Consider the following 20,803-nt stretch of genomic DNA (forward strand, 5'->3'; position numbering starts at 1 on the left):
GGTCGTCGTGAAGGCGTCGGTCACTGCGAATCAGGTCCGGTCGGCGGAGCGGGCGCTGAGCGCTGGGACGTGGACGATCACGTTCGGTGCGGTGCTGTACAGCGTGCTCACGGTGACCCCGTTGATGGCCGGCCACACCCCGAAGGGCTGGGAGTGGACGGCGCCGATTCTGCCGCTGGTGGTGGACGCGGCGGTGGTGATCGTGGTGCGGATGGACAGCGTGCTGGCCCGCCTCGGTGGGGACGGCGGACGCTGGCCGGCGGTGCTGCGGTGGATGACCGGTCTGATGACGGTGCTGCTCAACGTGGGTCTGTCCGCCCTCGACCGGGATGCGGTCGGGGTCGCGGTTCACGCGGTCGCGCCGTTGCTGCTGATCGTCACGGCGGAGACCTCGCTGGCCTACCGCAGGGCCATTGCCGCAGCTCTCACCGCCCGGGAGGCCGCTCAGCGGGCCGAGCGGGCAGAGCGGGAGCGGCTGGCGGATGAGCGCCGGCAACGGGAGCGTGCTGAGCGGCTCGCGCAGTGGGAAGCGCGTGAGCGCCTTGAGCGTGAGCGCCGTGAGCACGACGCCCGGATGGCTGCCGAGCAGCGCGAGCACGAAGCCCGAATCCGCCGGGAGGAGCGCGAGGAGACCGCCCGTCGGGAGGCCGCCGAGCGGGCCGAGCGGGAGGCTCGTGAGCGCGAGATGAGCGAGCGTGAGCACCGTGAGCGCCAGGAGCGCCAAGCCCGCGAGGACCGTGAGCGCCGCGAGCGGATCGCGCGGCAGGAGCGCGAGGAGACCGCCCGCAGGGAGGCCGCCGAGCGGGCCGAGCGGGAGGCTCGTGAGCGCGAGATGAGCGCTCGTGAGCGCCGTGAGCGGCAGGCGGCCGAGCTGCTGGCCGCCGGTCCGGCGGCCGAGCGGCTGCCGGAGGACCGTGCCCGGCAGGTCGCGGCCGCGGCGTTCGAGCTCGGCCTGTCGCAGCGTCAGGCCGTGGAGCTGACCGGCTGGTCCGCCGGCTGGATCGCCGCCCGCTACAAGGAAGCCGCCGCCCCCGAGCGCCACGCTCTGCACGCCGTCCCGGACGCTGAGGCGGTCGCGTCGTGAGCCGCCCCCGCTTCTGGGACCCGGACGGTGAGCGGTTCGGGATCCCGACCTACCCGTGGCGGATGGCCCCGGACGGACTCCTCACCCGCCGCCAGCTCCGCGCACGCGGCCTCCGCCCGGGCGGCCAGCCGGTGGCCGCGCAGATCCTGTGGCGCTCCCGCCGCTCCAAGTGCCCGTGCGTCGCCTACCTCTACCGCGTCCAACTCGCCAAGCCCGTCCGGCCGTTGACGCTGGCCAAGCGCCGGGCGCTGGACGCCGCCAACGCCGCCCGCCGCACCTGCCCGCAGTGCCGGCGCGACGCCGGATACGTCCTGCCCGCGCATCTCGGCACCTGCCTGCCGTGCGCGGATCGCATGCCCCTTGCTGCCTGACTTCCCCGAACAGGAGAAACCCATGAAGTGCGAGCGCTGCAACATCGCCAAGTCCGACGTCAAGACCGTCGCCGACCCCTACGTCATGGAGATGACCGGCGAGCGGAGCATGGTCCGGCTGTGCGGGGACTGCTACGGCGACCTGTGCGACGAGATCTGACCATGAACGTCTCGTGTGTGTTCTGCGCGATCGTGGCCGGCACCGCGTCGGCCGCGGTCGTGCATGAGTGGCCGGACGCGATCGCGATCCGCCCCCGCTCCGGGGGCGTCCACCCGGGCCACCTGCTCGTGATCCCGCGTGTCCACGTCGCCGACGTCGGCGCCGACCCGGTCGTCTCGGCGGCCGTGATGGCGCGCGCCGCCGAGCTGGCCGCCACCCTGCCGGCCGCGAACGTCATCACCTCCAAGGGCACGGCCGCCACGGCGACCGTGTTCCACCTGCACATCCACGTCGTCCCGCGTGCCGACGGCGACGACCTGCCGCTGCCGTGGACGCCGCAGCACACCGCCCGCCCCCGCATCCCGATGGGAGACCAGCAGTGATCAACATCGTGATGGCCCGCGAGGAACTCCCCACCGTCCCGGGCCCGAGCGTCTTCCTCGCCGGACCGACCCCGCGCCTCGGCGGCCCGGTCGAGTCGTGGCGGCCGGCCGCCATCGCCGAACTCGACCGCCAGTGGCGCGAGACCGTGACGCTGACGGTGTACTCCCCGGAGTCCCGGGGCGGTGTCCGGGCCGCGCACTACGACGACCAGGTCGGCTGGGAGACCGCCGCCCGCGAGGCCAGCAGCGTGATCCTGTTCTGGATCCCCCGCGACCTCGACCACATGCCCGGCTTCACCACCAACGTGGAGTTCGGCCTCGACGTCGCCTCGCGCAAGGTCGTGCTCGGCTGCCCGCCCGACTGCCCCAACCCCGAGCGCAACCGGTACTTGAAGTGGGTCGCCGAGCGGCACGGCGCGCCCGTCCGCGACACCCTCCACGGCACCGTCGCCGCAGCGCTGGAGTTCGCCCGGCCCACCGACCGGCTGTTCATCGACTACATGGCCGCTTTCGAGGCGGCCATCCTGCACGCCAGCAGCTGCCCGACGTGCGGGGCCGACCAGCCGTGCGAGACCGGCGAGAGCACCTGGACCCGGTTCGTCGAGCTCCAGGGCCGGTGGAACAGCACCAAGAACCTGCCCGCCCGCGCCTTCGAGGGAGTCGCCCGATGAGCCGTCACCTCGCCGCCGTCCCGCAGCAGGACGGCGAGTCGGTGGACATGGAGCGCCTGGCGCTGCTGGTCGCCGCCCGGCTCAACGCCGGCCAGAACACCACCCTCCTGCCGACCCCTGCCGCGCCGCCCGCACCGGCACCGGTCGCGCCCGGATCGGCGAACAACGCGACGGCGGCCCGCTTCGGCGGGTACGTCGCCGCCGGGGCGGGGGCGGCTGCGGTGCTGATCCCGGTGCTGCTGGCGGCGACGGCCGCGCTGGTGGCGGTCGGGATGGCCGCGCTGGCGCTCGCGGTCTCGGCGCTGGTGATCCGGTGGATCATCCGCGACATGCGGGAGGGGACCCGGTGACCGCACCCGCCTACCGCGCCGTCCTCTCCAGCCGGGGCGGAACGTCCTGGCGGCTGTTCGTGGCCTTGCCCGGCCGGGTCGCCGACTGGCCGGAGGCACAGTTCCCGGGCGCCGGGGTCCCGACCGTCCGTGACCGCGAGGCCGCCCTTGAGGGCCTCGGCTACCGGCTCGCCGCCGGGGCCGACTGGGACTGGTGCGAGGACGACGGCACCGACGGCCGCGTCACCCTGCTCGCCAGCACCCTGGCCCGGCCCGCCTGACGGCTGCCCGTCCCCGCCCGACCCGTCAAGGGCCGGGCGGGGGTGGGGAGCCGGGACAGTCCCGGCCCGCACGGGGAGGCACCGCGATGGCCAACTACTCGACGCCGTACGGCAACGGCTCGACCAACAACAGCACCCGCAACGGCTTCGGCTCGGGCGCGTCCTTCAACCCGTCGTTCGGCGTCAACGTCAACGTGAACAAGGGCGGCTCCGGCGGCGCGAACGGCTTCGGCGCCGCGGCGAACCCCGGCGTCGGCCTGGACCGCTCCAGCGCCCTGGCGCTGCCCGAGCCCGCGTTCTACTCCGCCGCCGACGTCCGCTCGTACTGCGAGGCCCTGCGCGCGTTCACCGTCTACGCCTCCATCGAGGTGGCGGTGGCCGCCGAGATCCTCAAGGCCACTTTGGAGCAGGCCCCGGCCGGCCCGGGCGCCCACCTCTTCGAACAGCGCATGAAGGCCCGCACGGTGGGCCGCAAGATGTTCCGCGCCGCCGAGGCGCTGGCCGACGCCGCGAAGGACGCCGCCGCCGTCTGGGCCGCGTTCCAGCGCGAGTACGCCGACGTGATGACCCCGCAGCCGCGCCCGCAGGCGCGCCCGTTCCAGTTCTGACCAGGAGGGACGAGGACATGTCGAAGTCGAAGGACAGTGCCGCCGAATCGGAGCGGCAGCACCGCGAGACGCTGGAGGGCTCCAGCTCCGGCAAAGGCATCGCCGCGTGGATCGCCCACCGCGCGAAGCCCTACACCCCGCCGTGGATCGTGGCGGGCACCGCCGGCGTGGCCGCGTCGTTGGCGTGGGTTCCGGCCCACGGCTCGGCCGGATACGGCGTCGGCCTCACCCTCGGATCGGTCGCCCTGAGCGGCGCGACCTGCTGGGCCGCGAAGAAGACCGGCCCGCAGCGCCGCCTGCACTCGGCGGTCACCGTCGCCGCCGGGTCGAGCTGGTTCACCGCCGTCGCCCTGTCCGGCTGGAACAGCTTCACCTTCGGCGCGTTCTGGCTCGGCGGCAGCGTCCTCGCCCTGTCGTGGAACGTCCGCCAGGTGATGCGCCGCAACCCCGACGCCGTCCAGGCCGCCGCCGACGCGGACGGGACGCTGCTGGAGAAGGTGAAGCTCGCCGGGGCGAAGATCCGCAACATGGAGGTGGAGCCGAACCGGGTCACCGCCGAACTCGTCCTCCCGGCCGGGGAGATGACCAACGACGACGTCACCCGCTCTCTGGGCAACATCGCCTCCGCGCTCGACGTCGCCCCCACCGCCGTCCGCTACCTGCCCGACCCCGACTCCGCCCGCCGCGGCGACCTCGTCGTCGTGCCGAAGGACATGCTCGCCGAGGTCGTCGAGTGGCAGACGCCCACCCACGTCGGCGGCTCCATCGCCGACCCGCTCGTCATCGGCCGCTACGACGACGGCGCGCCGCTCATGCTGTGGCTGCCCGGCGACCCGAAGGCCGGCCGCAACAGCACGCACCTGCTGATCTGCGGCATCTCCGGATCCGGGAAGGGCGACGGCGCGCTCAACGTGCTGTGCGAGATCCTCGGCCGCCGCGACGTCATCGTGTGGCTGTCCGACCCCAAGTCCTTCCAGGACTTCGGCCCGCTGCGGCCCGGCCTGGACTGGGCCGTCGAAGGCGGCGCGCCGACCGAGACCATGGTGACCGCGCTGCAGGCGGTCATCCCCGCCCGCACCCGCTGGCTCGGCGCCCACGGCTACCGGCAGTGGACCCCGCAGGCCGCCGAGCCCCAGACCGACCCCGCGCACTCCTGCCGCAAGAACGGGGCGTGCGGCTGCGAGGGCATGCCGTTCCTGGTGGGCTGGTTCGAGGAGGCCGCCAACACCCTGCGCTTCATGGGCGAGGACGCGTTCACCGGCGCCGCGCAGGAAGCCCGCTCCGCCGGCATGGCCGTGGTCATCTCGCTCCAGCGGCCCAGCCACGACCAGATCTCCACCAGCACCCGCGCCTCCCTCCCCTCCGTCCTCGCCTTCGGCCTGGACGCCAAGGACGAGGGCATGGCCCTGCCCGGCCCGGTCCTCGACGCCGGCGCCCACCCCGGGGCGTGGGGCAACCGCCGCCCCGGCTACTGCTACCTCGTCACCCCTGGCGTCGAGGAGCAGCGCTACAGCGCCCCCGGCCGCACCTGGCGCTTCACCGGCAACGCCGCCCGCGTCATGGAGCAGCTCGCGGCGTGGTCCGTTCGCAACGGCGCGAAGGTCGACCCCGTCACCGCCGCCGCTGCGGCCGCCGCCGTCGGCAACGCCTACACCCAGCGCCACCAGTCCGAGACCGACACCGACGCCGAGGACGGGGCCAGCGTGTACGTGAACGGCGACGCCGCGACCGGCGGGGACGGCCGGGTGGACGCCGAGGACGCCGACCTCGACCCGAACGCCGAACTCGGCGCGGTCCCGGCCGCGATGGCGAACTGGACGTTCGGCGGAGAGCCCGCCGGCGGCCCCGACTTCACCCCCGAGGAAGCCCGCGCCGCGATGGAGGCCATCGTCGCCGAGTTCGAGCAGAGCGGCGTGATGGTGATCGGCCCGAAGGACGTCATGGAGCACGCCGAGCGGTTCGGCCGCAAGCGCCCGTGGGTGAGCGGCGAGTTCCGCCGCATGGTCGAGGACGGCCGCCTCGCCCCCACCGCCAAGGGCGGCCGGTACCGCATCGTGCCCGCCATGGCCGGCGTCTGACACCCCCTGACACCTGACGCCCCCTGACACCCAAACCCCTAGGCAAACGGGGGTGTCAGACGGCCCCTGACGCTGTCTGACACCCCCGCCTGACACCTGCTCTGACACCGCGCTCGCGCGGCCCGAAGCGACGAGGAGGAAACCGCCATGTACGACGGCGACGACGACTACTACGAGGACTCCGACGGCTGGAGCGACCCGTACGACCCGGCCGAGGAGAAGGCCGCCGAGATCGCCCTCGACCTCGCCGACGAAGCCCGCCACGCCAACGAGGACGCCACCCTCCCCCAGCCCGGCCACACCGAAATGTGCGAGGGCTGCCACGGCACCGACGGCGGATACGAGGACGAGACCTGGGACGACGACGCCCAGGACATCGTGGCCGTCCCCATCGAGAACTGCCCCGAGTGCGGCGGCTGCGGCTACTACGACTGCGACGGCACCTGCGACCACGACGCGGAGTAGGCCTCGGCGTGGCCGCCCTGGAGCGGCGCAACACATGACAGCGGCGGCCCCCTCCCGCCAAGAAGCGGGGCCGCCGCCCATCCAGAACCTTCGACAGAACTGGAGACACCAGCATGACCCAACCCACCCCCGTTCGGGGAGACCGCCTCGCCGCCGCGCTCTCCCTCGCGGCCTCCGGCATCCCCGTGCTGCCGCTGCGCGCCGGGAAGGTCCCGTTCGGCAACTGCCCTGCCTGCACCAGGAACGCGTGTGGCGGCCGGCCGAATATGAAGACCCCCGGCCCCTGCTCCTGCCCGGCCCCGTGCCACGGCTGGGCCGCCGCCACCACCGATCCAACCGTCATCAACTCCCCTCAGTGGGAGTGCGAGTGGCGGCTGGCCGCCGCCGTTGCCTACCACCCGGGCGGCGCGGGCCTGACGGTCGTGGACCTCGACAACCCGGACGCCATCGCGTGGGCCCGCGAGAACCTGCCCGCCACCCGGACCGTGGCCACCACTCGGGGTGAGCACTGGCTCTACCGGGGCGCGATGCCCTCCGCCAACGCCGTGCGGCCCGGCGTGGACGTCAAGTCGCTTATGTCATATGCCCGTTGGCTCGGCCTCGACTCCGGTGCCGGCTCGCTCACGGCTCTGCCGGACTCGGTCCGCGACCTGGTGGTGCGGGCGCCCGCGCCGGCCTACCCGGAGCGCGTCTCCGTGCAGGTGCCGGCCGGTGGCGGCCGGTGCCCGCACCGCAGCCCGGTGTTCCTGGAGCGCGGCATCGCCATGGCCGAGCAGACCATCACCGCCGCCACCGCCGCCATCCACGCGACGGTGTTCGCCGCGTTCCTCGCGGTGCTGTCCACGCACGGCCGGTGCGGCTGCCTGACCGACGCGCACATCCAGCGGCTGTTCGCCGCCGCCGGCGCGAAGGGCGAGAGCGCCCGGCACTGCGCCGACGCCTGGGCCAACGCCTCGACCAGGTTGGGGCTGTGACCGTGTCCGACGACGAGAAGACCCCGGCGCGCGAGGTCATCGCCGACTACGCCAACCAGCACTTCCGGTACTTCCGCACCGCCGACGGCACCGTCTACGCCCAGCGCAACGGCCACCCCGTCGCCCGCCCGATCCGCTCCCAGGGAACCACCGGCAGCCACCGCCAGGAACTCATGGTCGGCCTCTACCGCGACGGCGTCGGCGTGTTCAACGGCACCGCCCTCAAGGAGGCCCTCGACCTGATCGAGGCCCTCGCCATGTCCGGGGACGTGCAGCAGGTTCACATCCGCGTCGCCCCCGGCTTCGACGGCTCGACCTGGCTCGACCTCGGCCGCGCCGACGGCCTCTCCGTACGGATCCACCCGGGCGGCTGGGACGTCCTCACCCCCGACCCCCGCGAAGTGTGCTGGCGGCGCACCCAGCTCACCGGCGAACTCCCCGTCCCCGCCAAGGACACCGACGGCAAGGGCATCGACCTGCTGCTGCGGCTGACGAACTTCGCCAACGCCGCCAGCGAGTGCCTGGCCCTCGCCTGGCTCATCGGCTGCCTCGGTCCCTCCGTCCCCGTCCCCGCGCCGTTCCTCACCGGCCCCCAGGGCGCGGGCAAGTCCACCGGCGGACGCATGCTCCTGCGGATCATCGAGGGCATGAGCGGCGACCTCCGACGGGCCCCGAAGGACGAGGCGAACCTGATCGCCGCCGTCGCCGCCGGATGGGTCACCGCCCTCGACAACCTGAGCCACATGACCCCGGACATGTCGGACGCCATGTGCTGCGTCGTCACCGGCGCCGAGGACGTGAAGCGCGCCCTGTTCACCGACGGCGACGTGCACCGCGCCGCCTACCGCCGCCCGCTGATGCTGACCGGCATCGACGTCGGCGTCATCCGCCCCGACCTCGCCGAACGCCTCCTGCCCCTGCGGCTGGAGCGGCCCAAGATGCGGCGCACCGAGGCCGAGCTGTGGGCCGACTACGAGCAGGCGCTGCCCGCCATCCTCGGCTCCCTGCTGGACCTCACCGTCCAGGTCCGCGCAACCGAAGCCGAGACGCCGACCGACCTGCGGATGGCCGACTTCGCCCACCTGTGCGCGCAGCTCGACGCCGCCACCGGCCTCGGCGCGCTCCCCGCCTACCGCGCCAGCCTCGACGACCTCAACGACGACGTGATCGAGGGCGACCTCCTCGCGCAGACCGTCCTCAAGCACGCCGAGACCATCGAGGCTGGCGGCGCGCAGCGGATGACCTCCACCGAGTGGCTCGCGACCCTCAGCCGCCTCTACAGCGGCGACGACTCGCGCCCCCTGCCCAAGGGCTGGCCCACCACCGGCAAAGTCCTCTCCGACCGCCTCAAGCGCCTCCAACCCACCCTCGCCGCCCGCCACGTCCTCATCGACACCGGCCGCACCATGGCCGGCCGCTACCTGGAGATGGCCCGCCCCGCACCCTCGCCCCCACCCGAACAGCTCCACCTGCCCTGACCGCCTGCCCCGAACAGCAAGAAGAGCACCGGCGGGGACCACCGCCCGGGTGCTCCTCTTGCAGTTGGCGGCCGCGCCGCCCCAGAACGCACCGCGAAGCGGCTCCTCCGTTCGCCCTGACGCGCGCACAACCACCAACAGCCAGCCCCTCTTTCTTTCCTAAGTAGAGGAACGCTGCGTCATGTACGTCATGCGAGCCGAAAAACCGCCCCCGACCTGCGGAAACGACCATGACGCAGACGACGGACGCTGCGTCATCCTGCGTCATCTGCGTCATGGGCCGCGTCACGCGATGACGCAACCCATGACACACCCATGACGCACAGACGCAGCGCTGCGTCATACAAAACCGCAGGTCAGAGACCCCGCATGACGCTGATGTCGCGATGACGCAGAAATCCCCACCTCGGACAACACCTGCGCCCGATCGACCAGCAGGAGCGGACCTTCATGAATCAAGTCACCCCTGTCGTACTGAAAGTCCCCGAAGTCATGGCGGTCCTCGGGATGAGCCGCAGCAAGGTCTACGACCTGATCCGCGCCCGGAAGCTCAAGAGCTTCACCGAGGGCCGCTCCCGTCGCATCCCCCTCACCGCCGTCCACGACTACGTCCGCACCAAGATGGAAGAGGCCGCCTGATGGTGAAGAAGCGGAACCCCAACGGCTCCGGCACCGTGACCAAGCGCAAGGACGGCCGCTACCAGGCCGCCGTCTACGTGCCGCAGCCCGACGGCACCCGGGCCCGCAAGTACGTCTACGGCTTGACCTGGCTGGAGTGCGACGAGAAGCGCCAGGAGCTGGTCCGGCGGGATCGCCAGAACATCCCAACCCCCACCCGATCGGCGAAGCTCTCCGAGTGGCTGCCCTACTGGTTGGAGCACTTCATCAAGCCCAACCGAAAGCGCACCACCTTCGACAAGTACGAGATGCACCTCCGGCTGCACCTTCTGCCAGTGCTCGGCTCCAAGACGTTGGAGGGGGTGGGCACGGCGGACGTCCGTCGGCTCATCGCCACGGTGACGAAGAAGGTGTCGGCGGCCAGCGCCAAGGAATCACACTTGGTGCTGCGAAGTGCCCTGTCGGCGGCAGTTCGGGACGAGCTGATCACCCGCAACGTCGCGAAGCTCGTCCAAGCACCCCGCGTGGAGTACCGCGTGACCAAGCCCTGGACCCTTGATGAGACGCTGACCTTCCTGGAGGGGGCGCGACAGGACCCGTTGTACGCCGCGTTCGTCCTGGCGGTGGCGCTGGGCCTACGGCGGGGCGAGATCCTTGGACTGCGGTGGACGGACATCGACCTGGAGAACCGAACGCTCACGGTCCAGCAGCAACTCCAGCGGGTCGATGGGCGCCTGTACCTGGACACCCCGAAGTCGCGGCGGGGTACGCGGGTGATCCCGCTCCCGATGATGTGCATCCCGCCTTTGCGGTGGCAGCGCATGCGGCAGGCCGAGCAGCGTCGGCAGGCCGGCGCACGCTGGGACGAGTCGGGGTTCGAAGCCGTCTTCACCACTCGCTGGGGCCGGCTCGTCGAACCGCGCAACCTCACCCGGTCGTTCGCCAGGCTCGTCAAGCTCCACGAGCTGCCACCGATCCCTCTGCACGGCACCCGGAAGCAGACCGCGACCCTGCTCGCAGCGGCGGGGGTTCCTCCGCGCGACCTCATGGCGATCCTCGGGCACAGCCAGATCGCGGTCACGATGGAGGTCTACGCGCAAGTGCTGCAGGAGAACCAGAGGAAGGCCATGAGCCACATGGACCACCTGCTGAAGCGCCGCCGCAAGACCGACTGATGTCATCCAGAGATGTCAGAAGGCCCCGAGCCGATCCCGGCTCGGGGCCTTCTGCGTTCTTCGGCACTCTGACCTGGGCCGGAAGCGGAGCCCCCTGTCGGGTTCGAACCGACGACCCCCGCTTTACAAGAGCGGTGCTCTGGCCAGCTGAGCTAAGGAGGCGTGGTGACCGTCCGCGGGATACGCGTCGGCACCAGTGGGCAGTGTACCGGGCGGGGGCGCGCGGATGCGGGCGGTTGAAAGGCGAGGTGGGGGACGGGTGGTGGGGCCGTGACCTGATCGATGCGGAAGTCGGGGGCGGCCGAGGGCTGACAAAACGATGAACTGCCAGGTAGCGTCACCAGGAACCGCTCCGAAGGGCTGGTGGTCCAGACCACTCGGGCGGTGCGAGACAACCCAACCTTTACTCGGATCGTCCGGCACGTTCCTGCCGGTGAAGGAGCGAAGCAGCATGGCTTCTGTGACGTACGACAAGGCCACCCGTGTCTACCCGGGTGCCGACAAGCCGTCGGTCGACGCGCTCGACCTGGAGATCGGCGACGGCGAGTTCCTCGTCCTGGTCGGCCCCTCCGGCTGTGGCAAGTCCACCTCCCTGCGCATGCTGGCCGGCCTGGAGGACGTGAACCAGGGCGCCATCCGCATCGGCGACCGCGACGTGACGCACCTGCCGCCGAAGGACCGGGACATCGCGATGGTGTTCCAGAACTACGCGCTGTACCCGCACATGACCGTCGCCGAGAACATGGGCTTCGCCCTGAAGATCGCCGGCGTGAACAAGGCGGACATCCGCACCAAGGTCGAAGAGGCCGCCAAGATCCTCGACCTGACCGAGTACCTGGACCGCAAGCCGAAGGCGCTCTCCGGCGGTCAGCGCCAGCGTGTCGCGATGGGCCGCGCGATCGTCCGCCAGCCGCAGGTCTTCCTGATGGACGAGCCGCTGTCGAACCTGGACGCCAAGCTCCGCGTCTCCACCCGCACCCAGATCGCCTCGCTGCAGCGCCGCCTGGGCATCACCACGGTCTACGTCACCCACGACCAGACCGAGGCCATGACCATGGGCGACCGGGTCGCCGTCCTCGACAAGGGCGTGCTCCAGCAGGTCGACGCCCCGCGCGCCATGTACGACAAGCCCGCCAACCTGTTCGTGGCCGGCTTCATCGGCTCCCCGGCCATGAACCTGGTCGAGGTCCCGCTGGTGGACGGCGGCGTCAAGTTCGGCGGCTCGGTCATCAACATCGACCGCGCGGACCTGGCCAAGGCCGGCGACGCCAAGAACGTCGTGGTGGGCATCCGCCCCGAGCACTTCCAGGTCGTCCCGGCCGGCGGTCTCGAAGGCGTCGCCGTCACCGTCAACGTGGTCGAGGAGCTCGGCGCCGACGGCTTCGTGTACGGCACCACCCAGGTGTCGGGCCAGGACAAGGACATCGTGGTCCGCGTGCACAGCCGGGAGATCCCGCAGCGCGGCGAGACCATCCACGTCGTCCCGGTCGGCAACGAGACCCACGTCTTCGCCACCACCGGCGAGCGCCTCAGCCGCTGACCCGCTGACGCGGTCACCGACGAACGCACCGGAACCCCCTGCCCACGGCGGTCGGCAGGGGGTTCCGCCGTTCCCGCCGCCCCCGCGTCAACCCGATGGTGGAACAAAACAGGACACCGGTCACTCGTTGGGGTAACGCGGCGCGCCCAAACCACCACGCACCGCTACTCTCCTGTGCGTGAAACAGCTCGTTCGCCGAATCGGCCAGACCGTTGCCCTCACCCTGCCGGTGATCCTGGTGACCACCGGCACCCTCGCCGTCACCCGCGTCCCATGGGCCCCGCCGACCGCCCTGGACCAGCAGGTGGTCGCGGCCTCCAGCGGGGACGGCTCCATCGGCCGGACCACCACCTCCCCCAGCACCCAGGGCCTCGCCGCGCAGGACGCGCTCCGCGTGGACCTCATGGAGGAGCTCAAGAACCACAACCCCGGCACCGCACTCGACCTCCTTGAGCGCACCATGCGCGAGAAGCCCTCGCTCACCCCCTACTGCACCGCCCTGGCCGGCGAACTCGGCCGCGCCGCGGTCAAGAAGTACCAGGGCGACCTCCAGCGCGCCCGCTCCTTCGCCCGCCCGGTCTGCGACGGCTCCTTCGCCGCAGGCGTCGTGGGATAACCAGGGAGCCCATCGACAGGGAGAGCACCACCGGGAGAGCACCATGCGCCCCCGGTGGTGCTCTCCGTGTTCTCACACCCACGCAAAGAAGGGCCCCTCCCGGAGGGAATCTCTCTCCGGGAGGGGCCCACCGCCACGTTCAGGCAGTCGTCGCGGTCTCCGGCCGCATGCCGAGCTCCAGCAGCGGCGGCCCGCTGCCCAGCAGCCCGCCGATCACGTCGTGCGAGGGCTGCGAGCGCGGGCTGCTGGGCGCGCCGGTGGTGGTGCCGGCGCTGCCGGTGCCGCCGCCGGAGCCGCTGGGGGTGGTGCCGGCGTGCGGTGACGGGGTGGTGCCGCCGCCGCTGGTGCCGGTGCTGGGCTTGGGTTTGGCACTGCGGCTGGGTGAGGGCGAGGGCGTCGTCCTCGCGGGGCTCTGGGACGGGGTGGAGGAGGTCGGGGAGGGCGTGGCGGGCGACGGCGAGGGGCTGTTGCTCGGCCACACGGGGGTGCCGTACTGCGTCGGCGGGTGGACCGGTGCGGTGCGGCCGGTGCGGACGGCGGCGCCCAGCAGGGAGCCGGTCAGCAGGGTCAGGCCGACCACGACGGCGGTGACCACCGAGCGGCGGCGCAGCATGCGTCGTCGGACGGCGGCGGGCTCGGCGGGGCCGTGGCGGCGGAACGCTTCGAGGGCGATGCGGCCGTCCAGTGAGGCGAACGGCGCGCCGGCCATCAGCAGCGGGCTCCAGGCCGCGAGGAAGATCAGGTCGGGGGTGTCGTAGGCCGGCACCGCCTTCCAGCTGACGGTGAACAGCAGCGCGGCGGAGAGGGCCATCGCGCCGCCGGCGGCGAGCCGCTGCCAGAGGCCGAGGATGGAGAGCACGCCGATCACGATCTCCGCGAAGGAGACCGCGAGTCCGGCGCCCACCGGGTGGGCCATGGCGAAGTCGAGCAGCGGCTGGGCGACCGCCCACGGGTGCAGGGAGGCCAGCCAGCGCATCATCGAGCCGCGTTCGCCGCCGTCGAAGTACACCGGGTCGCACAGCTTGCTGAACCCGGCGTAGACGGACAGCGAGCCGAGCAGCACGCGCAGCGGGAGCAGCACCAGGCCGAGGTCGACCCGGCGGCCGGGGTACCAGGCGTGCTTGGAGCCTTCGCCGAGCGACGGCGTCTCGGGCAGTTCGCCCTCGGGCTGCCAGCTGTGTCCGCCGACCCGCACGGAGTCGTCCAGCAGTTCGGCGATGCCCACTCGCGACGTCTCGTCAGCGGCAGCGCCCGAGCCGGAGGCCGAGCCCGGGCCGAAGCCGGAGCCCGCGCCCATGCCGAGCCCGGAGCCCTGGCCCGCCCCGTACTGCCGGGGGACGGCCTGGAGTTGCTGGGTGTCCTGTTCGGCGAAGGTCTTGCCGGGTGCGGGCACGGTGTTCAGCCGGACGGCGTCGAGCAGCCGGGTGGCGGCGGTGTCGTCCGGGTCGGCCTGGCCGCTCCAGGTGACCACCCGGGTCTTGCGGCGGGGTGCGGTGCCGGTGACCGACGCGGCGGTGATCCCGGCCAGGGCGGGCACCGCGGCTGCCGCGGGCACCACGACCTGCGGGGTGACCGACGAGCGGATGCCGTACGGGTCGCCGAAGGCGGCGCCGGCCGGGGGGTCGATCAACGCGGTGACCGGTCCGGAGAGCCTGACCCGGAAACTGGCCTGGGTGCTGCTGAGCTTCGCCGGGTCGGACGGAACCCGGACCGTGTTCAGGCCCGGGCCGTCGTCTATCCCCGCGGAGCGCTGCCCGAAACGCCGAGGAGTTCTGGTGTCCACACCCCTCTAACCGGGTGACGGGCCCCGAGGACACTCTCCCGGGTGCATTCCGGGCGGAGATTCGCGGTGCCCGCCGGAGAACCGATCGGGTTCGACCGAACCCGATCGGTTGACTCGCGAAAACGACGGATCACCCGGACCGGTCGTCACGCACCGTAGCGGTCAGCGCTTGGCGCGCAGCCGGGCGGCCTCGTACATCACGATGCCGGCGGCGACGCCGGCGTTCAGCGACTCGGTCTGGCCGGGCATCGGGATCCGCACCCGCAGGTCGCAGGTCTCCGAGACCAGGCGGGACAGGCCCTTGCCCTCGGAGCCGGCCACGATGACCACGGGGCCGGTGAGCGCGTCCAGGTCGCCGATCTCGGCCTCGCCGTCGGCGGCCAGGCCGACCACCATCAGGCCGGCCTTCTGGTAGGCCTCCAGCGCACGGGTCAGGTTGGTGGCGCGGGCGACGGGGAGGCGGGCGGCGGCACCGGAGGAGGTCTTCCAGGCGCCGGCCGTCATGCCGGCGGCGCGGCGCTCGGGGATGACCACGCCGTGCGCGCCGAACGCGGCGGCGGAGCGGACCACGGCGCCCAGGTTGCGGGAGTCGGTGACGCCGTCCAGCGCCATGATCAGCGCGTCCTGGCCGGAGTCGGAGGCGGCGTCCAGCAGGTCCTCGGGGTGCGCGTACTCGTACGGCGGGACCTGGAGCACCAGGCCCTGGTGGTTCAGGCCGCCGGTCATCTGGTCCAGCTGCGGGCGCGGGGCCTCCATCAGCGGGATGCCGCGCTCGTTGGCGGCCTGGAAGGCGTCGCGGACGCGGTCGTCGGTGTCGATGAACTGCTGGACGTACAGCGCGGTCGCCGGCACCCCGCCCTGCAGCGCCTCGACCACCGAGTTGCGGCCCACCACCAGCTCGGCCGCGCCCGCACCGCCGCGGCCGCTGCGCGGACCGCCGGCCCGGCGCATGCCGGCGCGGGACTTGGCGTCGCGCTCGCGCTTGAGCGCCGCGTTGGCGGCGCGCTGCTTGGGGTGCCCCTTGCGCTCCTCGCCGCGCGGCGTCGGGCCCTTGCCCTGCAGTGCCTTCCGGCTGTGGCCGCCGGTACCGACACTCGCGCCCTTCTTCGACCCGGGGTTGCGGCGGTTCCTGCGCTGGCTGTTGCCGGCCATGGCTGTACTTCCTGTCTCTGCGTCTGCTTCGTGCGTGGGGGCCGCACCCATACAAAGGTACGGCCCCCATGCGCCCCGAGGGGCTACTGGTTGATCGTCCAGCGCGGGCCGGACGGGGTGTCCTCGATCGCCAGCCCGGCCTGGCCGAGCTGGTCGCGGATGGCGTCCGCGGTGGCGAAGTCCTTGCGGGCGCGGGCGGCCTGGCGCTGCTCCAGCACCAGCTTGACCAGCGAGTCGACCACGCCGGTGAGTTCCTCGCCCTGGCTGCCGCCGCCGGCCCAGAAGTCGTCCAGCGGGTCGAGGCCGAGCACGCCGAGCATCGCCCGGACCTCGGCCAGGCGGGCCGCGGTGGACTCCTTGTCGTCCGCGCCGAGCGCGCTGTTGCCCTGCCGGACGGCGGTGTGCACCACGGCGAGGGCCTGCGGCACGCCCAGGTCGTCGTCCATCGCCTCGGCGAACGCCAGCGGCACCTCGGGCGCCGCGTCGACCGGGCCGCAGCGCTCGACGGCGCGCTCGATGAAGCCCTCGATCCGCTGGAACGCGGTCTCGGCGTCGCGCAGCGACTCCTCGCTGTACTCGATCATCGAGCGGTAGTGCGGGCCGGCCAGGTAGTAGCGCAGCACGATCGGGCGCCAGCGCTGCACCATCTCGGAGACCAGCACCGAGTTGCCCAGCGACTTGGACATCTTCTCGCCGCTCATGGTGACCCAGGCGTTGTGCACCCAGAAGTTGGCGAACTCGTCGCCGTACGCCTTGGACTGGGCGATCTCGTTCTCGTGGTGCGGGAAGATCAGGTCGAGCCCGCCGCCGTGGATGTCGAAGGCGCTGCCGAGGTACTTGTGCACCATGGCCGAGCACTCCAGGTGCCAGCCGGGGCGGCCGCGGCCCCACGGGGTGGCCCAGCTCGGCTCGCCGGGCTTGGCGGCCTTCCACATCGCGAAGTCGCGCGGGTCGCGCTTGCCGGTCTCGTTGTCGCCGGACGGCTGCCGGAGGTTCTCCAGCTCCTGGTTGGAGAGCGCCAGGTAGTCCGGGTACGTGGTGACCGCGAAGTAGACGTTGCCGTCGGCCTCGTACGCGTGGCCGCGTTCGATCAGCCCCTGCATCATCTCGATCATCTCCGGCACGTGGCCGGTGGCGCGCGGCTCCGCGCTCGGCGGCAGGCAGCCGAGGGCGTCGTAACCCTCGTTGAACGCACGCTCGTTGGCGTGCGCGATCTTCCACCACTCGGTGGACTGCTCGCGCCCCTTGGCGATCACCTTGTCGTCGATGTCGGTGACGTTGCGGACGAAGGTGACCTCGTAGCCGCGGTAGCGGAACCACCGCTGCATCACGTCGAAGTTGAGTCCCGACCGGATGTGCCCGATGTGCGGGGGCGCCTGGACAGTGGCGCCGCACAGGTAGATCGAGACACAGCCCGGCACCAGCGGGACGAAGTCGCGTACCTGGCGGGTCATGGTGTCGTACAGGCGAAGGCTCACAGCGTCCAGGGTAGTGGGCGGCGGGGGGTGCCCCGCCACCTTCCGCCCACTCGGCCAAATTCGGTGTCAGGTGTGGTTGACGACCTTGCGCGGACTGAGCCGCACCACCACCCGGACCGCGTCCGGCTCGTCCCACGCGTAGTCCTGGCCGCGGTACTTGTTCGAGAGTTCGTCGATCAGCTCCCGGCCGCCCTCGGTGGTCATGGTGACCTCGCCGCGCGCCTCGAAGTACTGGTAGGGGCTGTCCGGCGGGTTGACCAGCAGCGTCGCCCGCGGGTCGCGCGCCAGGTTGAGGTGCTTGCGGCGGCCCTGGACGGTGGAGAACAGGATGTCGTCGCCGTCCCGCTTCACCCACACCACCGAGGACTGCGGGCTGCCGTCCGGCTGGATCGTCGAGACCACCGCGAAACTCTTCGCGTCCAGCAGCTTCTTCACGCCATCGGCGAGCTCCACGCCCATGATTCCTCCAGTGACCGATCGGTGACGTCGTGTCAGGTCAGGCTAGGCGGAAGGGCGTTGATGGACCAGCGCGGTGGCGATCGCGGCGAGTCCCTCGGCGCGGCCGGTCAGGCCCAGGCCGTCGGTGGTGGTGCCGGAGACCGACACCGGCGCGCCGACCGCCGCGGAGAGCGCGGCCTGGGCCTCGGCGCGGCGCTTGCCGATCTTCGGCCGGACGCCGATCACCTGGATCGCCACGTTGCCGATCTCGAAGCCGGCCTCGCGCACCAGTCGGGCGGCCTCGCCGAGCAGCGCCACGCCGGCCGCGCCCGCCCACTCGGGGCGGTCGGTGCCGAAGTGCGCGCCCAGGTCGCCGATCCCGGCGGCGGAGAACAGCGCGTCGCAGGCGGCGTGCGCGGCCACGTCGGCGTCCGAGTGCCCGGCCAGGCCGGTCTCGCCGGGCCAGTCCAGCCCGGCGACCCGCAGCGGCCGGCCCTCCTCGAAGGCGTGCACGTCGGTGCCGATGCCGATCCGCGGCAGGACCGGGGCGTTGTCAGTAGGCATCGGTGGCCCTCCGGCGGGCGAGTACGGCCTCGGCGAGCACGAGGTCCAGCGGGCGGGTGACCTTGAACGCCTCCTCGTGGCCGGGCACCACGACGACCCTGCCGCCGAAACGTTCGATCAGTCCGGCGTCGTCGGTCACCTCGACGTGCTCGGCGACGGCCTTCTCGTGCGCGGCGACCAGACCGGGCAGGTCGAAGCCCTGCGGGGTCTGCACGGCGCGCAGCGTGGAGCGGTCGGGGGTGTCCAGCACCGGCTCGGGGCCGGACGGCTGCGGCTCGACGCGCTTGACGGTGTCGGCCAGCGGCACCGCGGGGACGACCGCCTCGGCGCCGGCCCGGACGGCGGCGGCCACCGCGTCCACCACCTCGACGGGCACCAGCGGGCGGGCCGCGTCGTGCACCAGCACCACCCGGGTGCCGGCCGGGATCGCGGCCAGGCCGAGCCGCACGGACTCCTGCCGGCTGGCGCCGCCGGGCACCACCCGGACGTCCTTGCCGTCCAGGCCGTGGCTGTCCAGCAGCGCGACGACCTCCGCCACGCCGTCCGGCGGCGCGCACACCACCACCAGGCCGACCGCCCGGCTGCGGGCCAGCGCCCGGACCGCGTGCACCAGCAGCGGGATGCCGCCGAGTTCGCGCAGCGCCTTGGGGGCGCCGGGGCCGAGTCGCTCGCCGCGTCCGGCGGCCGGGACGACCGCTGCCGCGAGCTGTGCTGAGGCGTTCAGGTTTGGCTCCTTGGTCGCGATGGGTATGGCCCGTGCCGAACGCGGATTCGCGAGCGGGCAGGCCCCCTTCCTGACTGCACGTTAGTGGAACCGCTCCGCCCCTTCCGCCATGCCTCCCCCTTCCGGGCATGGCGAAGCGCCCGTGGCACCCTTGCGGGCACCATCGGGCGCTGCGTCAAGCCGGTTCGGGCACGCGAAAAGGCGCTCGGGCGGCTGGGCTCAGGAGGCGAGGACCTCGTCGAGCAGCGTCTCGGCCTTGTCCTCGTTGGTGTTCTCGGCGAGCGCGAGCTCGCTGACCAGGATCTGGCGCGCCTTGGCGAGCATCCGCTTCTCGCCGGCCGACAGACCGCGCTCACGCTCGCGGCGCCACAGGTCGCGAACCACCTCGGCGACCTTGATGACATCGCCGGACGCGAGCTTCTCCAGGTTCGCCTTGTAACGGCGCGACCAGTTGGTGGGCTCTTCGGTGTAAGGCGCGCGGAGCACCTCGAAAACGCGGTCCAGACCTTCCTGGCCCACCACGTCGCGGACGCCGACGAACTCGGCGTTCTCCGCGGGGACGCGGAGCGTGAGATCTCCCTGCTGCACCTTCAGCACCAGGTAGGTCTTGTCCACACCCTTGATCTGGCGAGTTTCGATGGCCTCGATCAGCGCAGCCCCGTGATGGGGGTAGACCACCGTGTCGCCAACCTTGAACGTCATGTGACAGGACCCCTTCCGTGGCTTTCCAGAATAACACGCTTTTCGGCTGACCCGAAGGGCGTTTTCGCAGGTCAGGGCCGGTCCCAGGGCTTGACAACCACCCCCGTGGCGTGCTGCGACCGGTGTTCGAGGAGGGCTTCTCGCAGGTCGGAGGCGGTCTGACCTGGGCGGCGAAACCTCTGGTCACGCTCCCGAAACCATGGTTGGATCTTGAGTTTTTGCCTCCGACTCGCCGAACGGCCCGGATCGTGATCGGACCGCGACACGGGGCCACCCCGTGAGAGCCGGATATGTGTGGTCGGTAGTGTGGCCCTCGACCACCGACCGTGATCCCTTCCCCGCGGATCACCCCCCGACCAAGGAGAAGTCGCCGCCGTGAGCCGGAGCCTTCGACGCGGCGCTGTTGCCGCCCTCGTCCTCGCCGCGATCGTCCCGCTGTCCGCCTGCGCGGCGGGCAACGACGCGGACACGCTGCAGATCAAGCCGGACAACGCGGCGACGTCGATCGACAACGCGGTCAAGCTCAACAACATCGTGGTGGTCGCCCCCGCCGGGTCGGCCGGCGAGTACTCGGGCCCGGTCGCCGTGACCGCGAACATCGCCAACACCGCCCCGAAGGACGACCTGGTGCTGACCGGCGTCAAGGTCGGCGGCACCGCTGCCGCGCTGACCGACGAGAACGGCGCGCCGGTCACCCGGATCGTCGTCAAGGCCGGCGAGTCGGTGCTGCTGGGCGGCAAGAGCGGCGCCGCGAACGCGCAGGTGCCGAGCGCCAAGCTGTCGGTCGGCGGCTACACCGAGACCACCTTCACCTTCGAGAAGGCCGGCGAGGTCTCCGCCAACGCCAACGTGCAGCCGGCCTCCGGCCTGTACGAGGGCTTCGGCCCGCAGGTCAAGGCCTCCCCGGCGCCGACCACCTCGCCGGGCGCGGGCACCTCCCCGAGCGCTCCCGCCTCCCCGGGCGCCGGCACCGGCGCGACCGGCTCGCCGAGCGCCCCGGCCGGCAGCCCGTCCGCGCCCGCCGCGCACTGACACCGGGCGGACGACAACCGCGAAGGGGCCCCGCCGCGGCGGGGCCGGATCGGGCGGGCCCCACTCGGAACGGCAGGCCCACCAATCACAAAAACGGGG

General features: G+C 72.3%; 24 protein-coding genes and 1 tRNA gene. 17 read left to right on the forward strand and 8 right to left on the reverse strand.

The genetic code is table 11. The features are described 5' to 3' along the window. Nucleotides 1-55 precede the first annotated feature (55 nt). The 14 genes from ACWEMJ_RS14585 to ACWEMJ_RS14650 all read left to right on the forward strand — a co-directional run bounded on the left by ACWEMJ_RS14585 (nt 56) and on the right by ACWEMJ_RS14650 (nt 10,675). On the forward strand, nt 56-1,084 hold the full coding sequence (locus ACWEMJ_RS14585) for a DUF2637 domain-containing protein (protein ID WP_452137394.1): 1,029 nt from the start codon (nt 56-58) through the stop codon (nt 1,082-1,084). Then, on the forward strand, nt 1,081-1,455 hold the full coding sequence (locus ACWEMJ_RS14590) for an RRQRL motif-containing zinc-binding protein (RefSeq protein ID WP_452137371.1): 375 nt from the start codon (nt 1,081-1,083) through the stop codon (nt 1,453-1,455). The genes ACWEMJ_RS14585 and ACWEMJ_RS14590 overlap by 4 nt, the downstream gene beginning before the upstream one ends. 22 nt (nt 1,456-1,477) lie before the next feature. Continuing rightward, nucleotides 1,478-1,615: a hypothetical protein gene (locus ACWEMJ_RS14595; protein WP_452137372.1), complete on the forward strand. Its 138-nt coding sequence runs from the start codon at nt 1,478-1,480 to the stop codon at nt 1,613-1,615. Between the two features lie 2 nt (nt 1,616-1,617). Next, on the forward strand, nt 1,618-1,998 hold the full coding sequence (locus ACWEMJ_RS14600; protein WP_452137373.1) for an HIT family protein: 381 nt from the start codon (nt 1,618-1,620) through the stop codon (nt 1,996-1,998). After that, entirely contained in the window at nt 1,995-2,669 is a 675-nt protein-coding gene (locus ACWEMJ_RS14605; protein WP_452137374.1) for a nucleoside 2-deoxyribosyltransferase domain-containing protein, read from the forward strand. The genes ACWEMJ_RS14600 and ACWEMJ_RS14605 overlap by 4 nt, the downstream gene beginning before the upstream one ends. After that, nucleotides 2,666-3,019 (forward strand): hypothetical protein, encoded by a 354-nt coding sequence (locus ACWEMJ_RS14610; protein ID WP_452137375.1) that lies wholly within the window; start codon nt 2,666-2,668, stop codon nt 3,017-3,019. The genes ACWEMJ_RS14605 and ACWEMJ_RS14610 overlap by 4 nt, the downstream gene beginning before the upstream one ends. Next, nucleotides 3,016-3,279, forward strand: a complete 264-nt coding sequence (locus tag ACWEMJ_RS14615; RefSeq protein ID WP_452137376.1) for a DUF6303 family protein — start codon at nt 3,016-3,018, stop codon at nt 3,277-3,279. The genes ACWEMJ_RS14610 and ACWEMJ_RS14615 overlap by 4 nt, the downstream gene beginning before the upstream one ends. A gap of 86 nt (nt 3,280-3,365) precedes the next feature. Further along, the gene (gene traA / locus ACWEMJ_RS14620) at nt 3,366-3,887 is read left to right on the forward strand and encodes a plasmid transfer protein TraA (protein WP_452137377.1); all 522 of its coding nucleotides are present in this window, start codon (nt 3,366-3,368) and stop codon (nt 3,885-3,887) included. 17 nt (nt 3,888-3,904) lie between these two features. After that, nucleotides 3,905-5,965, forward strand: a complete 2,061-nt coding sequence (gene traB, locus ACWEMJ_RS14625; RefSeq protein WP_452137378.1) for a plasmid transfer protein TraB — start codon at nt 3,905-3,907, stop codon at nt 5,963-5,965. A gap of 147 nt (nt 5,966-6,112) precedes the next feature. Then, nucleotides 6,113-6,430: a hypothetical protein gene (locus ACWEMJ_RS14630; RefSeq protein WP_452137379.1), complete on the forward strand. Its 318-nt coding sequence runs from the start codon at nt 6,113-6,115 to the stop codon at nt 6,428-6,430. A gap of 113 nt (nt 6,431-6,543) precedes the next feature. Beyond that, on the forward strand, nt 6,544-7,404 hold the full coding sequence (locus tag ACWEMJ_RS14635; protein ID WP_452137380.1) for a bifunctional DNA primase/polymerase: 861 nt from the start codon (nt 6,544-6,546) through the stop codon (nt 7,402-7,404). Between the two features lie 2 nt (nt 7,405-7,406). Beyond that, nucleotides 7,407-8,882 (forward strand): ATP-binding protein, encoded by a 1,476-nt coding sequence (locus tag ACWEMJ_RS14640; RefSeq protein WP_452137395.1) that lies wholly within the window; start codon nt 7,407-7,409, stop codon nt 8,880-8,882. 450 nt (nt 8,883-9,332) lie between these two features. Next, the gene (locus tag ACWEMJ_RS14645) at nt 9,333-9,521 is read left to right on the forward strand and encodes a helix-turn-helix domain-containing protein (protein ID WP_452137381.1); all 189 of its coding nucleotides are present in this window, start codon (nt 9,333-9,335) and stop codon (nt 9,519-9,521) included. After that, complete coding sequence (locus ACWEMJ_RS14650; protein WP_452137382.1) at nt 9,521-10,675, forward strand: site-specific integrase; 1,155 nt, start codon at nt 9,521-9,523, stop codon at nt 10,673-10,675. Before ACWEMJ_RS14645 ends, ACWEMJ_RS14650 begins: the two co-directional genes overlap by 1 nt. 88 nt (nt 10,676-10,763) lie before the next feature. Here the strand turns inward: ACWEMJ_RS14650 and ACWEMJ_RS14655 are convergent. Next, a tRNA-Thr gene (locus ACWEMJ_RS14655) sits at nt 10,764-10,837 on the reverse strand. A gap of 289 nt (nt 10,838-11,126) precedes the next feature. Between ACWEMJ_RS14655 and ACWEMJ_RS14660 the strand changes: the two genes are divergently transcribed. Both ACWEMJ_RS14660 and ACWEMJ_RS14665 read left to right on the forward strand, forming a co-directional pair. Next, the gene (locus ACWEMJ_RS14660; RefSeq protein ID WP_452137383.1) at nt 11,127-12,215 is read left to right on the forward strand and encodes an ABC transporter ATP-binding protein; all 1,089 of its coding nucleotides are present in this window, start codon (nt 11,127-11,129) and stop codon (nt 12,213-12,215) included. Between the two features lie 178 nt (nt 12,216-12,393). After that, nucleotides 12,394-12,831 (forward strand): hypothetical protein, encoded by a 438-nt coding sequence (locus tag ACWEMJ_RS14665; RefSeq protein ID WP_452137384.1) that lies wholly within the window; start codon nt 12,394-12,396, stop codon nt 12,829-12,831. A 139-nt stretch (nt 12,832-12,970) separates the two neighbouring features. On the opposite strand, the gene ACWEMJ_RS14670 is transcribed toward ACWEMJ_RS14665, so the two are convergent. The 7 genes from ACWEMJ_RS14670 to ACWEMJ_RS14700 form a co-directional block, all read right to left on the reverse strand. Next, nucleotides 12,971-14,461, reverse strand: a complete 1,491-nt coding sequence (locus ACWEMJ_RS14670) for a DoxX family protein (protein WP_452137385.1) — start codon at nt 14,459-14,461, stop codon at nt 12,971-12,973. 315 nt (nt 14,462-14,776) lie between these two features. After that, a complete protein-coding gene (gene rlmB / locus ACWEMJ_RS14675) occupies nt 14,777-15,766 on the reverse strand; it encodes a 23S rRNA (guanosine(2251)-2'-O)-methyltransferase RlmB (protein WP_452137386.1) in 990 nt (329 codons plus the stop codon). Between the two features lie 83 nt (nt 15,767-15,849). Next, nucleotides 15,850-17,244: a cysteine--tRNA ligase gene (gene cysS, locus ACWEMJ_RS14680; RefSeq protein ID WP_452137387.1), complete on the reverse strand. Its 1,395-nt coding sequence runs from the start codon at nt 17,242-17,244 to the stop codon at nt 15,850-15,852. A gap of 66 nt (nt 17,245-17,310) precedes the next feature. Beyond that, nucleotides 17,311-17,703 carry a PPOX class F420-dependent oxidoreductase gene (locus ACWEMJ_RS14685; RefSeq protein WP_452137388.1) on the reverse strand — a complete coding sequence of 131 codons (393 nt, stop codon included), beginning with the start codon at nt 17,701-17,703 and terminating at the stop codon, nt 17,311-17,313. A 42-nt stretch (nt 17,704-17,745) separates the two neighbouring features. Next, nucleotides 17,746-18,246: a 2-C-methyl-D-erythritol 2,4-cyclodiphosphate synthase gene (gene ispF / locus ACWEMJ_RS14690; RefSeq protein ID WP_452137389.1), complete on the reverse strand. Its 501-nt coding sequence runs from the start codon at nt 18,244-18,246 to the stop codon at nt 17,746-17,748. Next, nucleotides 18,236-18,991: a 2-C-methyl-D-erythritol 4-phosphate cytidylyltransferase gene (gene ispD, locus ACWEMJ_RS14695; protein ID WP_452137396.1), complete on the reverse strand. Its 756-nt coding sequence runs from the start codon at nt 18,989-18,991 to the stop codon at nt 18,236-18,238. The genes ispF and ispD overlap by 11 nt, the downstream gene beginning before the upstream one ends. A gap of 198 nt (nt 18,992-19,189) precedes the next feature. Beyond that, nucleotides 19,190-19,672 carry a CarD family transcriptional regulator gene (locus ACWEMJ_RS14700; RefSeq protein ID WP_014136563.1) on the reverse strand — a complete coding sequence of 161 codons (483 nt, stop codon included), beginning with the start codon at nt 19,670-19,672 and terminating at the stop codon, nt 19,190-19,192. 375 nt (nt 19,673-20,047) lie between these two features. Here ACWEMJ_RS14700 and ACWEMJ_RS14705 point away from each other — a divergent pair, with 375 nt between their 5' ends. Then, nucleotides 20,048-20,704 (forward strand): DUF461 domain-containing protein, encoded by a 657-nt coding sequence (locus tag ACWEMJ_RS14705; RefSeq protein ID WP_452137390.1) that lies wholly within the window; start codon nt 20,048-20,050, stop codon nt 20,702-20,704. Nucleotides 20,705-20,803: the final 99 nt, after the last annotated feature.

The sequence above is a fragment of the Kitasatospora sp. NPDC004531 genome (assembly GCF_053602195.1).

Excerpts from the sequence above, each read along its gene's own strand:
- ACWEMJ_RS14595 (WP_452137372.1), top strand. The coding sequence starts at position 1,478 with ATGAAGTGCGAGCGCTGCAACATCGCCAAGTCCGACGTCAAGACCGTC.
- ACWEMJ_RS14600 (WP_452137373.1), top strand. The coding sequence starts at position 1,618 with ATGAACGTCTCGTGTGTGTTCTGCGCGATCGTGGCCGGCACCGCGTCG.
- ACWEMJ_RS14610 (WP_452137375.1), top strand. The coding sequence starts at position 2,666 with ATGAGCCGTCACCTCGCCGCCGTCCCGCAGCAGGACGGCGAGTCGGTG.
- traA (WP_452137377.1), top strand. The coding sequence starts at position 3,366 with ATGGCCAACTACTCGACGCCGTACGGCAACGGCTCGACCAACAACAGC.
- traB (WP_452137378.1), top strand. The coding sequence starts at position 3,905 with ATGTCGAAGTCGAAGGACAGTGCCGCCGAATCGGAGCGGCAGCACCGC.
- ACWEMJ_RS14630 (WP_452137379.1), top strand. The coding sequence starts at position 6,113 with ATGTACGACGGCGACGACGACTACTACGAGGACTCCGACGGCTGGAGC.
- ACWEMJ_RS14635 (WP_452137380.1), top strand. The coding sequence starts at position 6,544 with ATGACCCAACCCACCCCCGTTCGGGGAGACCGCCTCGCCGCCGCGCTC.
- ACWEMJ_RS14645 (WP_452137381.1), top strand. The coding sequence starts at position 9,333 with ATGAATCAAGTCACCCCTGTCGTACTGAAAGTCCCCGAAGTCATGGCG.
- ACWEMJ_RS14650 (WP_452137382.1), top strand. The coding sequence starts at position 9,521 with ATGGTGAAGAAGCGGAACCCCAACGGCTCCGGCACCGTGACCAAGCGC.
- ACWEMJ_RS14660 (WP_452137383.1), top strand. The coding sequence starts at position 11,127 with ATGGCTTCTGTGACGTACGACAAGGCCACCCGTGTCTACCCGGGTGCC.
- rlmB (WP_452137386.1), bottom strand. The coding sequence starts at position 15,766 with ATGGCCGGCAACAGCCAGCGCAGGAACCGCCGCAACCCCGGGTCGAAG.
- ACWEMJ_RS14685 (WP_452137388.1), bottom strand. The coding sequence starts at position 17,703 with ATGGGCGTGGAGCTCGCCGATGGCGTGAAGAAGCTGCTGGACGCGAAG.
- ispF (WP_452137389.1), bottom strand. The coding sequence starts at position 18,246 with ATGCCTACTGACAACGCCCCGGTCCTGCCGCGGATCGGCATCGGCACC.
- ACWEMJ_RS14700 (WP_014136563.1), bottom strand. The coding sequence starts at position 19,672 with ATGACGTTCAAGGTTGGCGACACGGTGGTCTACCCCCATCACGGGGCT.